We start from the raw sequence: 15,158 nt of genomic DNA, 5'->3' as shown, positions 1-15,158 counted from the left end.
CCCGTTTTTTTATTTCTTATCAAGAGCTGTCAAACTTTCAATCAAATCATTTTTAATAATTGTCCACCAGTCTTCATTGTTGATAAATTGCTCTACCATTGATTTAATAAAGGATTTAAATGCAGCATCATATTCTGGAGAGTCTTTAGCTGGCACATCCTTTTTAAGAACGTCTACTTCCTTTTGAATAATTTCTGCTCTCGGTCCCCATTTGCCAACTACCTCATCGTTTTCGTCAAGGAAAATAATGATCGGAATGGAGCGTGCTGTTCCATTCGTCAAAAATTGGTCCATTAATTCAAGGTTTTCATCTCTGATCAGAAATCTAGTTTCGATTAATGCTTCATTAGCTAAGCGTAAAAAGATAGGGACATTGACCATTGCATCCCCACACCAATCAGCACTAAGTATCAGCGCTTTAAACCCTTTTGTTTGCAGCATCTTTAAGCTGTCGATGTCTTTTGCGGGAACAGAAAACTCATTATAAACCTTTAAAAGATTATCTTTGTTTACTTGCATGCTCGATATGTACGTATGTGATGACATTCCTTTGTCAAACCAGTTTTTTAGATTGCTCATCGATAACACTTCCTGTTCTTCATTTAATAGTATTCCTCATTTATTCTACTAAAAATCACGGATTAAGAGTAATTTTATGCCTTTTGGTGCGTAATTACGGATAAGCATCTATTATTTTCGCACAGTCATGTTATAATTAGTCAAAATTTAAATAACCTTTTCAAGAATGAAAAGTGGTATAAGACAAATTGATGTGCAAATAATGTAAGGAAAGGTATAATAAAATAAAGCTCTAATGAAAACGGTTAATTTAGAAATTATTCCCTATTTTCAGCTTACTTATACAAAAAATAGATTAATTTCATGAAACTAATCTTTTCTATCTATTAATCAACGCGATTTCTTGATGTATTTTCTGACGAATAGTGATAGGATTATAGGTATCGAATAGATAAAAAATTATTTAGATTAAGGGATGGTAATCTAATGACAACACGATTAAAAGTTAATGAAAACAGCACATCCTTGCGCAGGGATGTTAAGCGATTGGGGAAAATACTTGGCGAGGTGCTTGTTCATCATGGCGGACAAGAACTTTTAGAAAAAGTCGAAACAATCCGTAAATTGGCAAAAGAATTGCGCACTAATTACAATGAAGATACATATCAAACATTGAAAAACGAAATGGAAAACCTGGAAAGACCAATGAGAAGACAGGTAATTCGTGCCTTCTCGAAATATTTTCATCTTGTTAACGTAGCTGAGCTTAATCACCGCATAAGAAGAAGAAGAGAATATCAGCTTATGGAGAACAATCTTGTTCAGCCTGCGTCAATTGACAGTGCCATTCAGGCTTTTAAGAGCAAAAACCTTTCAGAGGATGCGATTCAAAATGTCCTTGATACATTATCGTTGGAGCTGATTATCACAGCACATCCGACTGAATCGACAAAACGCTCTATTTTGGAAATTCAAAAGCGTATTGCAGGTCTCTTAAAGCAGCATGATAATCCAATGCTGACTAGAAAAGAACGTAAGCTGATTGATCAAGAGCTGTTTGAAGAAATCACTATCATGTGGCAAACAGATGAGCTTCGTTTAACAAGGCCGACTGTAATGGATGAAGTGCGAAATGGCTTATACTATTTCGATCAAACATTATTTGACGTTTTGCCAGATATTCATCAAGAAGTCCAAGATGCTTTACATGAAAACTATCCAACCTATAATTGGAATGTTCCGAACTTCCTGACATTTGGTTCATGGATAGGAGGAGATCGCGACGGTAATCCGAACGTGACACCAGAAGTAACATGGCAAACTCTTCATAAGCAGAACAAGCTAGTGCTTAAGAAATATACGGATGCTGTTATTTCTTTAATGAGGCGTTTCAGCCATTCGACAAACAGAATTAAAGCAAGTTCAAAGCTAATCCAGTCTATCGTAGAAGAAGAGCAGCTTTATTTAACTGCAGACAGCAAATGGCAAGTTGAAACAGAAGTGTATCGCAGAAAGTTTGCTGTTATTGTAGAAAGACTTAAAGCGACTGGTAAAACAGAAAAAGGCTATACAGATTCAGAAGAGCTTCTGAAGGATCTGCAGCTAATCCAAGAAAGCTTTGCGATTCATCAACCGAAGGACCATGAACAAAAGGATTTGCAAAAACTAATCCGTCAAGTCCGCTTGTTCGGTTTCCACCTTGCCACATTGGATATTCGTAACCATAGTGGTGAGCATGAAGCGGCCATTTCAGAAATAATGAAAAAAGTTGGCATCGCAGACGATTACAGCAGCCTTGATGAAGACAATAAAATGAAAATTCTTGAATCTGTATTAAAGGATCCTAGACCAATTCTGTTATTGAATGAAGATTATTCTGCTCAAACACAGGAAATGATTAAAACATTCCAAATGATTCGCGATGCTCATAAAAAATTCGGTAAACGTGCTATTACGGTTTATCTAATCAGTATGACACAGTCTGCAAGTGATTTGCTTGAAGTGCTTGTACTTGCGAAAGAAGCTGGAATTTACCGCCTACATGCAGATGGAACGGTGGAGAGTCATTTAAATGTGGCTCCATTGCTGGAAACTATTGATGACTTAGTAGCAGGACCAGATATTATGCAAACATTATTTGAGCTACCTGTTTATAAAAACCATCTAATCCAGCATGGAAATCAGCAGGAAATCATGCTTGGCTATTCTGATGGAAGTAAAGACGGTGGAACGTTAACAGCCAACTGGAAGCTATACAGAGCTCAAAGAGAAATTCATGAAATGGCAAGCCGTTATAAAATTGGCCTAAAATTCTTCCATGGACGCGGTGGTTCACTTGGAAGAGGGGGCGGTCCGCTTAATAAGAGTATTCTTTCACAGCCAGCTGAAACACTTGGTGATGGTGTGAAAATTACAGAGCAAGGCGAAGTTTTATCTTCTCGTTACTTATTGGAGGATATCGCGTTCCGCAGTTTGGAGCAGGCAATTTCTACATTATTAAAGGCGTTTGCTCACATTTCAAATAACGAGCTTGATCAAAGTCAAAAAGACAAGTGGGAAACAGCAATGGAGGATATCTCTGCAGTATCATTGAAGAAATATCAATCATTAGTATTCTTTGACGATGACTTTATGACTTACTTTAAAGAAGCAACACCGCTTAACGAAATTGGAAACTTGAAAATTGGTTCCAGACCGATGAGCAGAAAAAGCAAGCAGACGTTTGAAGACTTGCGTGCAATTCCTTGGGTATTCGCATGGACACAAAGCCGTCAGCTGTTACCAGCATGGTATGCAGCAGGAACTGGTCTAACTGCATTTGCAGATAAGGACGGTAAAAACATTGATATCCTAAAGGAAATGTACGAAAAATGGCCGTTCTTCCGCTCCACTATCGATAATCTGCAAATGGCGTTAATGAAGGCAGATTTAACGACAGCGCGAGAATATTCTGCTTTAGTGGAAGATGAAGCAATCGGTACAAGAATTTATAACAATATTAAAGAGGAATATAACAAGACAAAAGCGATTCTTCTGGAGATATCTGGAGAAGCAGAGCTTTTAGATCATACACCAACAATTCAGGAGTCTGTCCACAGAAGAAACCCTTATGTAGATCCGTTGAACTTCTTCCAGGTTGAGCTGATTAAACAGCTGCGCGACCAGGAGACACCAGATCCGGAACTTCTGAACCAAGTATTGTTGACAATCAATGGAATTGCTGCAGGCTTGCGTAATACTGGCTGATGCACAAAAAAAGAAACAGCGTTTTAAAACGCTGTTTCTTTTTTATGTTTATTTTTTAAATGGAGCCAAAAATTCCTCGACTTGCTCAGGTGTTTTAGCATTAGCACTGTGTAAGTGTCCAATTTTCTCTCCGTCTTTAAATACAAGCAGACTCGGAATACCCATAACATCGTATTTTTCTGCTAGCTCAGGAAGCTCGTCCTTGTTCAAGCTAAACCACTTTTTGTCTGCATTTTCTTCGATAATTTCAGGGATAAACATATCCATTCTTGTACAGTCAGGACACCAAGTCGTGAAAAACTTAATGACATTAGTTTCTCCATTGTTAATAATTTCATTAAATGATTCTGTTGTGCTGATTTGATTCATATTACACCTCTTAACATTATTTGAAATAGCTCAAACTAGCTATTATCGTCATTATACACGTAAATCGTTAAAAATACCTGTAAGATGCTTCCAAGTTTTTTTAGAAAATGAGCAAATAAATACCATAAGTAATTTGGGTGCAAACAGAGAAAATAATTAAAGAATAAACAGCAAAGGAGCAATTTCGATGAAATTCAAACCCGTTAAAACAGTACTATGTATGAGCTTGGCTGCAGGCATGTTGACTGCATGTAATAATAATGACAATCCAATTGACACGGACAATGATATAATAGAAACAGGTCAAATTTCCAATTTAAAAACAGACACAAACAGTAACCGTTACCCGCATACACAAGCAATTAAAATTCAGGATGCAAAATATGAATTTAAAATTGTTAATCGTGGTGCAGTACCAAATGGAAATGCCAATGGATATACGAATGCAAATACAAACAATGGAACTGCACAACAGACTCAACGACCAACTACGAATAACATTCAGCAATCTCAGTCTGCACCGGCACAACCTGCGCCTGCAGCACAGCAATCACCTAAAAAAGCTGCTGATATTGCCAGTGAAAATAAAGGCTCCAGTGAATACGTGGATGCAGTTATCAGCTTAACTAATAAAGAAAGACAAAAAGCTGGATTAACTGCTCTTAAGGCATATCCTGAGTTAAACGAAGTTGCGAATGTGAAAGCACAGGATATGAATGAAAAAGGCTATTTTTCACATACGAGCCCAACATATGGATCACCATTCGACATGATGAGAGATTTTGGCATCACGTATAAGTCAGCTGGTGAAAATATTGCTCAAGGACAAAGAACACCTGAAGAGGTTGTGAATGCGTGGATGAATAGTGAAGGGCACCGTGCTAATATTCTTAGCAAGGATTTCTCCCATATTGGTGTTGGCTTTGAAGAAAATGGATATGAATGGGTTCAAATGTTTGTAAAAAAATAAGCGGTAGACAGATTGGACATCTTCAAAAATCAGAAGATGTCCTTTATAATCGCACTTTTTTGGTGTGTTCTACTTGAACTTAACATGTCAGCTATAATATTATATAAAAATATGACCTGACTACAAATTTTTTTGTCATAGAAAATGCCTCTCTGTTATAAACTAGAAAGTATGTGTAAATGGCATTGTGTCAGTTGATTGTAAAGAGGAGGATACAAATGGCTGCTACGAAAATTAATATTGCACCAGTAGAGAACAAATACATAAAACTAATCATGTCTGTTGAAGATATGGATAAAGAAAAGCTAGTAGATTTGGGAGATTCCTTTTTGCTAAAAATGAACAAAAAGAGTAAAAGCGGAAACGAGTTGTATTTTTCTGTGTTATTCGCCAAAAAAATGATGAATAAGCCGTCTAGAACCTCGAATCCATCTATTGCCATTACAAAAAACAAAAACTTAATTACGGTTACTCTTACGATTATGCAGGAGCTTGAATCCATCCAGGAAAGTGAAGGCTTTTATTGGATCAAAACAGAAAATGCAGCATCACCTGCGTTTGAATTTTCTTATAAAATGAATGAAAGCTATTACGACAAAAAAATAACCCAAGTGTTGGCTGAAACAGCACAAACAGAAAATACGGACTAAAAATAAGCGATGCAAAGCTTTTGCATCGCTTATTTTTTTTGCAACTATTCTTTAATTAGTCCAAGTGACTTTAATCCATTATAAATGCCAGAGTCTGTTACAGAGGTAGTTCTGTGCTTGGCATAGGCAAACAGCTTCTCATGAGCATTCCCCATAGCAAAACCAACGCCGACAACCGAGAGCATTTCTTTATCATTCATACCATCACCAAAGGCAATGGCATTTTTTGTTTCGATGTTCAGCCTATTTAATATTTCGCCGATAGCCATCCCTTTATTAACTTTATCACTAATCACATCATATGCATGACGGAAGCCTTCAATATTAACTTGCGAAAGATGAATATCAGGAAAACTCTCATAAAGGGGAATATCCGCTTCTTTTAGGTTAATGACGGTAATGCCTAATATGTTGGCATGCTGATCTTCTGTATACTGCCTATTGCTTCTTAAGTGAAATTTCTTACAAAACAGCTTCGTCATTTCATTTTCTGGATGGGAAAGAAGATTATGGCTGCTTGTATAAAGGATAAGCTCATTGCCTTTTTCATGGGCAACTTTTATGTATAAGTCCACTAAATCAGGGCTCATCGGGCTTTTCACAATGTCCTGGCCATTATAAATGGCAAGTGCGCCATTATAGCCAATAAATGAATCAATCTTTAATACCTCGCCGATATCTGCTATTTCATGAAGAGGTCGTCCTGTTGCAAGGAATACTTCTAGTCCTTGCTCCTTCATTTGTTTGACAGCCTCCTTTGTAGAGTCTTGCATCGTGTCGTCTGGCTGCAAAATCGTGCCGTCAATATCTAGAAACAGTGCTTGATAATTTGCCATTACATCCTCCAATGTCCATACTTTAAAAATCATCCTACGAACACATTCTAACATAAAGACAGGGACATAAAAAAGACCAGGGGCTGCCTGATCTTAATCGAAACATATTCAACTTATTTATGCCAGATTTTCCACCATGTTTTTTTCGGAGGCTCTGCAACCGCCGTTTGGCGAAATGACTGAACAAGCTCTTGGAAGCTTTTTTCCCTGTCCTTAATTTCTTTATTTAATTGTTCTCGTTCCATGCGCAACGCTTCCATTAAAATTCGGTCATTTTTATGAAGCTGCTCCACTGTTTTGTTTATTTCTGTATTGGATTTAGATAAATGCTCCACCATTGATTTAATTTCTTTCGTAGAGGTTGTAGAAGCTGTCCATTGCTTAGAATATGTTTTCCTTTCTGCTTTCGATAAATCGGAGAGCTTTTTTATATTATGCTTGATGGCCGTATAGTCTTCTGTCGTTTTTTGTGTGCTTGTATGTACTAATTCAGAAATCTGTTCGATGTCTTCCTTTGCTGCGTCCTGATGCTCAGAAAATGCAGTAGACAGCTTTTCTATTGTTTCCGACTTCCCAGCTTGTATTTCTGTTGTAATGCTTTCCAAAACCTCTTGCTTAATCCCGTTGCGGATTTCTTGTTTTACCTCATGGAGGAAGTCCTGCTTATATGCTTCAAGTGAAGACATAAGAGCTTGAAGCTGGGTGCCATCTTCTGCAATTCTGTCGATTTTTTTTACTAATTCTTCGGGCTCGATAACTTGGATTTCATTAGCAGCAGTCTCAAGCTCTGCGTTACCTTCTGCTTGTTCTACTTGTTTTTCTGCTTTAACTTCTTTTGGCTGTAAAATCATACTTAATGTTTTTTTAACCTCTGTTGTGTTTTTCTTTTCTTTATATAAATTTTTTACCTCAAGCAGCAAGGACAGCTCCTTGTCTGTATAAAAACGCGCGCCGTTTTTTGTTCTCGGAATAATTAATATTTCTTTGAATTTATTTTCCCATTGCTTTAATGTTTTAGGACTTGTTGTCAGCTTTTGGGATGCTTCATAAATAGAATAAATATTCATATATTACACTCCTTTTAATTGATAAATTATATTTTGAAAAAAGAATTTATAAATGACTATGCTTACAAATTACATAGAAAAGGCCTATTTTCCTGCAAGAAGACAAAAGCTATCAAAACTTCTTAATACTTGACATATTTCAGCAAGCTTAATGAAAAGAAGGGTAGGTTTTGGCATTTTGGAGAAGAATAAAGGCATTACCCCATGCTTGGGAGCTCCGAGGTGAAGAACTCGTGAAAATACGATACATACTGTTAGCTTTGTTGCTAATGTTTTTCCCATATAAAATAGCAGAAGCAGAGGAATTACAAAATCCAACAAAAGCTAAACTGAAAATATTAGAAACGACAGATATCCATGCGAATATTTTAGATTATGATTATAAAAACCAGAAACGCACCATTGATTTTGGTCTAAGCAGAACGGCATCTCTTATTCAAAAAATTAGATCACAATCGGAAAATACCCTTTTATTCGATGTTGGCGATGTAATAAAGGGAAATGCACTCGCAGAATTTATTGCCAAAAGCAATCTTCTAAATCTTACAGATATACACCCTGCATATAAGACAATGAATTTATTGGAGTATGATGCAGCGACAGTTGGAAATCACGAATTTAATTATGGAATCGATTTTCTTATGAAAAGTTTAACTGGCGCTGATTTTCCCGTTGTAAATGCAAATATTTATGTGGATGATCATAATAACATGGAGGAAGATGATCTGCATTTTTTTAATCCGTATGTCATTTTGCCTCAATCTATTCGAACAGATGAAGGAAAAGAGGAAACATTAAATGTTGGTGTGATTGGCCTGCTCACACCGATTGCAGCAGAATGGGACAAGGAATATTTTAAAGGGAATTTAATCATAAAGAATATGAGTGAAACAGCAGCTGAGCTAGTTCCGAAAATGAAAAAAGAGGGTGCTGATCTAATCATTGCCCTTGTTCATGCAGGACTGCAATCAGATGGAGCTCTTAAAGAAAAGCAGGGGAATAATGTAGTCGATGTGAGTATGGTGGAAGGGATTGATGTCTTATTATTTGGACATTCTCATGGCCTGTTTCCGAAAAATGGTGAAAAGAATACAGATGTCATTAACCATCAGGCCGGAACGATAAATGGAAAGCCAACCGTTCAAGCAGGCTTTTGGGGAAATCATCTTGGAATTATTGATTTAACGCTGGAAAAAAGAGCAGGTGAATGGAAGATAACGGCATCCAAATCACAAGCAAAACCAATTATCCGAATTATTAATGATAAGAAGGTGCCAGTTGTTTCACCATACCAGCCGATTGAGTACTTAATGAAGCCTTATCATGAGCAAACATTGGAGTATATTAAAAGCTTAAAGGAATAGCTGTAAGCAGGAAAATTGCTTCTAGGACTGTAATCATTCTATAGTAATATAGAGAACAAAAGGAGGTCAGAAAAAATGTCGAAAACATTAAAAGATGCTAAGTTTTCTGTCCTTGATTTATCGCCAATTACAGAAGGAAGTACAGCAGCTGCTGCTTTTAAAAATTCATTAGATTTAGCACAGCATGCGGAAAAATGGGGATATAATCGGTATTGGGTTGCAGAACATCACAGCATGCCAGGCATTGCGAGCAGTGCTACGTCTGTGCTGATTGGATATATAGCAGGAGGCACGAGCAAAATACGTGTCGGGTCTGGTGGTATTATGCTGCCAAACCATGCACCATTAGTTATTGCCGAACAGTTTGGGACATTAGAGTCTTTATATCCAAACAGAATTGATTTAGGGCTTGGACGTGCCCCGGGAAGTGACCAGTTAACGGCGAATGCATTGCGCAGGGGCGGAAAACGGGACGGTAGTGACTTTCCGGAAATGCTTGAGGACTTACGCCAATTTTTAAGGCCCTATGAGCAAACAGGCTTGCCTGTGCGAGCTATTCCTGGGGAAGGCTTGAACATTCCAATATGGCTGCTAGGCTCAAGTGGATTCAGTGCAAAACTGGCAGCAGAGCTTGGTTTGCCATTTGCGTTTGCAAGCCACTTTTCATCAGATTACACTATCCCAGCATTACAAATTTACCACCAGAATTTTAAACCATCAACAGTGCTTGAAAAGCCTTATGTTATGGTTGGGGCCAACGTAATCATTTCTGAGACAGAGGAAAAGGCTAAATATTTAGCGACATCCTCACAGCAGCAATTTTTAAGCTTAATAAGAGGCAGACCAACGCAAATGATGCCGCCTGTTGAAAACATGGATGAAATATGGAGTCCATATGAGCGGTCCGTAGTTCAACAGCAGCTTAAATCTTCTATTATTGGTACACAGGAAATAGTTGCAGCAAAGCTCGAGGCGTTTTTGAAGGAGACGCAAGCAGATGAAGTTATTGTAAACACAGCTTTATATAGCCATCAAGAAAGACTCGAATCCTTTAAGCTACTTAAGGAAATTGTTATGTAGTTTCCTTATTCTTAGGTTATTACTTGACTATATGCCCAAATATGATTTATCTTTCTTACATGTGCTATACATGGAGGTTTTTTTTTGAAAACGACAATGATCTTAAAAAATGCTGATATAATCAATCAATTATTACAGGATATAGTAAAAGAGTCTTATGAAGAGATTAGAGGGGAAGAGGTATTACTTTGTATGGAATGCTGTGATGTTGATTTATTCGTGACAGTTGATTCACATGAAGAGCTTACTGATGCCATTAAGGAAAACTTTGAGCTAGATGAATTTGGCGAAGTGCTTGATAAAGATGAATATATTCAATTATTGAAAGAACTGGACGAGTATTATGTCGAGCTCCATATTCAATCAGGCTTTTATGATTACTTTCCAGCAGGAACCTATACGGTTAACGGTAAGGAAGAAGAAACGGAAACAGATATATTAGCGCCGAAAGGGATTTTTTACGCACCTTTTGAAGAAGCTGTTAAAGAATAATGTGCAAAAGAGGAAAGGGGGCTGCCTTTCCTCTTTTTTATGGTGTTTTTATCTCATTAATTGGCTCTTTCCACTTTAAAATGCCATCGTCCTTGTCATATTCAATTATGACGTCAGAAACACCTTTTTCCTCCAAAATTTGATCCTCAATGCGATGCCTAATAAGATCCGCTTGTGCGACAGTTAGCTTACTGTCTAATTCAATACTTAATTCAACATGAAAGTTTTCGCCTTCTTTATAGACAGAAATGTCCTGAATATCGCGTACATCTGGATCTGCCATAGCGATAATGCCGATTCTTCCTTCCATTTCCGCATCACTTTCACCGATAGCACCAGCAGCATTATCCAAAAATACTCTTCCAACAACAAAAAACATAAATATTCCGATGATGATGGAAGCAAGACCCTCGGCTTGATGGAAGGGAGTATACTGAGCAATGATGACAGCGAGCATTGCGAGAAGACCGCCGCCTGTTGCTACAATGTCCTCCAGAAAGACTAATTTTGTGGCGGGATTTGCCTTCTTCAAATAAAGGAAGCTGTTCTTAAAAAGGCTTAAGCCACGGGACGGGACACCCTCATCTTTCACGATTTCCTTCATCGCTTTCATAAGCACAAAAAATTCCAGTACAACAGCAAGGGCAAGTACTGCGATATTTAAATAAAATCCAGTCGATTCAGTCGGATGAAATAAGTGGTCAATTCCTTCTCGTATTGTCTCATAGGACATAATACCAACAATAAGAACAGCAAATAACAAAACTAGATTAACAAGTCGGCCAAAACCGCCAGGAAATCGTTTAGTTGGTGCCTTTTTGCTTAAAGCGGAACCGATAAAGACAAAAAATTGATTAGCTGCATCACCAAGTGAATGCATTGTTTCAGCAAACATCGCTACATTTCCCGTTATCCCGAATGCTGTTCCTTTTATTGCTGCAATCAGCGTATTAATTACCGTTGCATAAAGTGCTGATTTATTCCCATTCTTTAGCAACGCAAAAAAATCTTTCATCCTTAAACCCTCTTCCTATCGTAAATCAACAGTTTTTAAATTCTCGCTCATTTTTAAAGGATATAAATTACATCATTCCCATTTATTAAAATTACATGCAAAGGACAGCTTGATTCGCACATATAACTAAAAAGAAGTCTGTCAAATTACGACAGACTAATTTAGATTATGTAAGTTAAATCTTGGAAGCTTTAACATTTCTGTTTTAGAACATTAAACAAAAACGCAAACCCGCACATTAGTTCGCTTTTTCAACGGCAGTGTTCCAGTCGGGAAAATAATGAAGAGCATGCCTCATTAAATCAGGGTGGTTTGTTTTAATTTTCTTTTTGTTTAATTGGTCTCCCTTAGAACGCAAACCTTGGATTGCAGCAATAACTTGATCTGCACTCATTGTTACTTCCATTAACTTACCTCCTTAAGTAGATTATCAACATTATTGCCAGTTTTGTTTTCTTTAAACATGGCTATTTTTATTTCCTCGGAAACCGCAAAATATGCTAGGATAGAGCATCATTTGACAAAAGGCAAATTACTTTAGTGTTTACTTATGTCTAGCAATAAAGCGGTCTTTTTGTTTGTCGCAGCGTATAGCAAACTATATAATAGAAAATAAGTGCAAAGTAGCACATAGATGTATTCGCGTTAAGGGAGTGTATGGACTAATATGAAACTTAAGTTTTTTTCTGGTGTATTTCTAGTAATGATGCTGTTATTCACCATAAATATTTCGAATGCTTCTGCACATGCCTATATCGTCAATTCAAGTCCGAGTGAGAATGAAAGCTTGGATGATTCACCAACAAAAGCGACGATTGAGTATAACGAAAAAATTCAATCGGGATTTGCTGTTTTAAATGTAACGAATTCTGCTGGTGAAAAGGTTGATGAAGGCAATGTGACAGTGGAGGATAAAACAATCTCCGTTGATTTGAAAGCCAATTTAAAGAATGATGTTTATACAATGGAATGGCGTGTTGTCTCTGCTGACGGTCATTCGATAACAGGATTAGTTCCATTTAGTATTGGCGAGCTGCCAGAGGGGGTTGTGCTTCCGCAAGAGCAATATACAGCAGACAAAAGCAGTATGATAAGTGTCTCTATTAATAAAGTCCTACTATACAGTGGTTTTTCCCTTTATATGGGTCTGGTTTTATTTTATCTTGTTTGGTTTAGGCCAAATGGATTGGAGCCTAAGATTGCAGGAAGAACGAAAAGGTACGCAGTTGTTGCATTAACCTTAATAGGATTAGGGTTATTATCCTTTATCGTTATCCAAACGCAAGTAAATGCAGGTGTATCCTTCTTCCAGGCATTAAAACCTTCCTTGCTTCTTGAAACACTGCAAAGCACAAAAGAAGGAACAATTTGGTCCATTCAGATGGTACTTTTCTTACTATTAGTGCTAGCACAAGTATTAATATTCAAAAAAGGAGCACTATTAAAGAAAAGATTGTGGATTTTGCCGCTCATCAGCTTTGTTGGCATTCTCCTTTGCAAAGCGTTCATTGGTCATCCGTCGAGTTCACCATATGAAAATGTGGCAATCATCATGAACTTTTTCCATTTGACGGCAGCTTCCATTTGGCTTGGTGGCATTATTGTGATTATTTTCCTTTTAAAAGAAGGGGTTTTTGCTAAAGAGGGAGAGCAGCATGATATTTACTGGAACACATTGCAGGCTTATTCCATGTGGGCACTGTTTACTGTTGCAGTCCTTGCGATTTCCGGTGCTGTAAATGGTTCCTTGCTGATACCTGACTTCCATTCCTTAGTTAGCACAGCTTACGGAATCACATTACTTGTGAAAGTCGGTATTTTTGCCTTAATGATTGGCTTTGGCGCATATCATCTTGTAAGCAGAACAATGCTTTCAAGGAAAAAATTCTATAAAAAAACAATTAAGATAGAAATGGTACTTGGCGTGCTTCTGCTAATAGTGACAAGCGTCTTTACACAGCTGCAAACACCGACCTTGCCGATAGATAAGCCTTTTTACAGTGAAGCAGAGATTTCTTATAATGAAAATTTAAGTCTTGCTGTTTCACCAAAGAAAACCGGTATCCAAAATCAATATGAAGTTAATTTATTTGATAATGACAGAGATCCTTTAAAGGATCCTGAACAAATCACGATTGAATTAAAGCAAGGAGACCAGCAAACCTCCATTACCCTTGAAAAGGCAGGGGAAGGAAAATACACTGCTGAAAATCTCCAGCTCAATAGCCCAGGAAAATGGGAAGCAACCGTTCATTTGTTATTTAAAGATCTCGACAGCTACGATATCCCATTTGAATTTAACGTAAGATAAATATGGGGAATTATTATTTCTTGGGAAACCGCAAGATGTGACAAGTTTTTTATAAACAAGTCGTTTTTAGAGAAAACATGTCGAAGATTAACAAAGGCCGTGCATGAATGCATGGCCTTTGTTGTGTTTTATATTCGTAAGCTGCTTTTTTTGAAATAGGAGTTGTTTAATCTGTTTGCAAGGACACCAGCGAAGGCTGTGAAAATAAGATCCTTAACTAATGGAAGCATCATCCAGCCCCAAACAATTTCATAGGAAAAGCTTTCAGGAGCTTGTGCCCATAGCTTATACGAAAAATACATCCAGTTAGTACCGATTACATAATTAATCGCTAATCCGACATAGCTGCTAAAAATAAATGCAGGCAAGGAGCTGTTTCGTTCACGGATAGCACCTACTGTATAAGCAAGTAAAATATAGCTGAGAATAAAACCGAATGTTGGGCTTATTAGGATTCTTAAACCACCGCTAAGTCCGGAGAAAATAGGGAAGCCAGCAAGGCCGATTAGCATATAGGAAATCATCGCAATCATGCCAAGCCTTTTACCTAACAACAGACCAGCCATTATGGCGAAAAAGGTTTGCAGAGTAATTGGTACACCTGCAATTATTAAGAAGTTTGTTACATTAGCGCCAATTGTCATTAACGCTACAAATAAAGCTACCATCGTAATATCAATTGCTCTCCATTTCTTCATGTCAAAAATCCATCCTTTATAAATATGTATTATAACTAAAATTTACTATATAAGGTGTTGGAATATATGTCAACCATATTTTATTTTTAGTTAACCTATTTATTTGAATTGATTTACATAAAAAAACATAGATTGCGAATAATAGAAGGAAACAGCAGTAGAAAGGAGAGTTAAGATGCGTAAGTCGATACTAAGTATAATTAGCATAACTTTACTCAGCTTTTTGTTTGCAATGAACACGTCAGCAGCACCAAGTGGTGATAAAGGACTGCCCTCCTATGTTAAATGGGGGCAAATAGCAGTGACGAAAACAAAGGAAAAATACCCAAACAGTGAGATTGTTGACTATAAGCATATTGGGAAGGAAGAGAAAAAAAACACTTCCACAGAAAAGTTCAAGCTTATTGTGAAGGAAAAGGACAAAGAAGTGGGCGTTATGGTTAATCTTACTTTTGATACGAGAACAGAAAGACTGTTGAATATTGATTGGAAAGAAGCAAACCCATGATGTTCAGCAAAAAAACTCCGCTAAAATAATAGC

The 15,158-nt window shown here is 37.2% G+C and carries 15 protein-coding genes; 8 read left to right on the top strand and 7 right to left on the bottom strand.

Annotated features, from left to right (window positions below):
• Positions 1 to 9: 9 nt before the first annotated feature.
• Complete coding sequence (locus tag EM808_RS25395) at positions 10 to 579, bottom strand: thioredoxin family protein (protein WP_127742138.1); 570 nt, start codon at positions 577 to 579, stop codon at positions 10 to 12.
• A 426-nt stretch (positions 580 to 1,005) separates the two neighbouring features.
• On the opposite strand from EM808_RS25395, the gene ppc reads away from it, so the two are divergent.
• Positions 1,006 to 3,765: a phosphoenolpyruvate carboxylase gene (gene ppc / locus EM808_RS25390; RefSeq protein ID WP_127742136.1), complete on the top strand. Its 2,760-nt coding sequence runs from the start codon at positions 1,006 to 1,008 to the stop codon at positions 3,763 to 3,765.
• Positions 3,766 to 3,813: 48 nt separating this feature from the next.
• Here the strand turns inward: ppc and EM808_RS25385 are convergent, their stop codons facing one another.
• A complete protein-coding gene (locus EM808_RS25385) occupies positions 3,814 to 4,134 on the bottom strand; it encodes a thioredoxin family protein (protein WP_127742134.1) in 321 nt (106 codons plus the stop codon).
• 187 nt (positions 4,135 to 4,321) lie between these two features.
• Here EM808_RS25385 and EM808_RS25380 point away from each other — a divergent pair, with 187 nt between their 5' ends.
• Together EM808_RS25380 and EM808_RS25375 are read left to right on the top strand one after the other, a co-directional pair.
• On the top strand, positions 4,322 to 5,104 hold the full coding sequence (locus tag EM808_RS25380) for a CAP domain-containing protein (RefSeq protein WP_127742132.1): 783 nt from the start codon (positions 4,322 to 4,324) through the stop codon (positions 5,102 to 5,104).
• Between the two features lie 218 nt (positions 5,105 to 5,322).
• The gene (locus EM808_RS25375) at positions 5,323 to 5,754 is read left to right on the top strand and encodes a hypothetical protein (protein WP_127742130.1); all 432 of its coding nucleotides are present in this window, start codon (positions 5,323 to 5,325) and stop codon (positions 5,752 to 5,754) included.
• 44 nt (positions 5,755 to 5,798) lie between these two features.
• Here EM808_RS25375 and EM808_RS25370 read toward each other — a convergent pair whose 3' ends face one another.
• Positions 5,799 to 6,590, bottom strand: a complete 792-nt coding sequence (locus EM808_RS25370; RefSeq protein ID WP_127742128.1) for an HAD family hydrolase — start codon at positions 6,588 to 6,590, stop codon at positions 5,799 to 5,801.
• A gap of 113 nt (positions 6,591 to 6,703) precedes the next feature.
• Positions 6,704 to 7,657 (bottom strand): MerR family transcriptional regulator, encoded by a 954-nt coding sequence (locus tag EM808_RS25365; RefSeq protein ID WP_127742126.1) that lies wholly within the window; start codon positions 7,655 to 7,657, stop codon positions 6,704 to 6,706.
• A 233-nt stretch (positions 7,658 to 7,890) separates the two neighbouring features.
• Between EM808_RS25365 and EM808_RS25360 the strand changes: the two genes are divergently transcribed.
• From EM808_RS25360 to EM808_RS25350, 3 genes are all read left to right on the top strand, one after another.
• The gene (locus EM808_RS25360) at positions 7,891 to 9,021 is read left to right on the top strand and encodes a metallophosphoesterase (protein WP_127742124.1); all 1,131 of its coding nucleotides are present in this window, start codon (positions 7,891 to 7,893) and stop codon (positions 9,019 to 9,021) included.
• Between the two features lie 75 nt (positions 9,022 to 9,096).
• Positions 9,097 to 10,101, top strand: a complete 1,005-nt coding sequence (locus EM808_RS25355) for an LLM class flavin-dependent oxidoreductase (protein WP_127742122.1) — start codon at positions 9,097 to 9,099, stop codon at positions 10,099 to 10,101.
• A gap of 84 nt (positions 10,102 to 10,185) precedes the next feature.
• Positions 10,186 to 10,593: a hypothetical protein gene (locus tag EM808_RS25350; protein WP_127742120.1), complete on the top strand. Its 408-nt coding sequence runs from the start codon at positions 10,186 to 10,188 to the stop codon at positions 10,591 to 10,593.
• A 37-nt stretch (positions 10,594 to 10,630) separates the two neighbouring features.
• On the opposite strand, the gene EM808_RS25345 is transcribed toward EM808_RS25350, so the two are convergent.
• Complete coding sequence (locus tag EM808_RS25345; RefSeq protein ID WP_127742118.1) at positions 10,631 to 11,608, bottom strand: cation diffusion facilitator family transporter; 978 nt, start codon at positions 11,606 to 11,608, stop codon at positions 10,631 to 10,633.
• Between the two features lie 238 nt (positions 11,609 to 11,846).
• A complete protein-coding gene (locus EM808_RS28835) occupies positions 11,847 to 12,014 on the bottom strand; it encodes a hypothetical protein (RefSeq protein WP_164849796.1) in 168 nt (55 codons plus the stop codon).
• A gap of 261 nt (positions 12,015 to 12,275) precedes the next feature.
• Between EM808_RS28835 and EM808_RS25340 the strand changes: the two genes are divergently transcribed.
• Positions 12,276 to 13,919: a copper resistance protein CopC gene (locus EM808_RS25340; protein ID WP_127742116.1), complete on the top strand. Its 1,644-nt coding sequence runs from the start codon at positions 12,276 to 12,278 to the stop codon at positions 13,917 to 13,919.
• Between the two features lie 128 nt (positions 13,920 to 14,047).
• Here EM808_RS25340 and EM808_RS25335 read toward each other — a convergent pair whose 3' ends face one another.
• Complete coding sequence (locus EM808_RS25335) at positions 14,048 to 14,617, bottom strand: biotin transporter BioY (protein ID WP_127742114.1); 570 nt, start codon at positions 14,615 to 14,617, stop codon at positions 14,048 to 14,050.
• 175 nt (positions 14,618 to 14,792) lie between these two features.
• Between EM808_RS25335 and EM808_RS25330 the strand changes: the two genes are divergently transcribed.
• Positions 14,793 to 15,125: a DUF3889 domain-containing protein gene (locus EM808_RS25330; RefSeq protein WP_235856714.1), complete on the top strand. Its 333-nt coding sequence runs from the start codon at positions 14,793 to 14,795 to the stop codon at positions 15,123 to 15,125.
• The last annotated feature ends 33 nt before the right edge of the window (positions 15,126 to 15,158 follow it).

This window comes from Niallia taxi (assembly GCF_004005475.1).
GTDB classification, from domain to species: domain Bacteria; phylum Bacillota; class Bacilli; order Bacillales; family Cytobacillaceae; genus Niallia; species Niallia taxi.
Note: the sequence above shows the minus strand (reverse complement) of the source record. Positions and strands in the feature narration are given on the sequence as shown.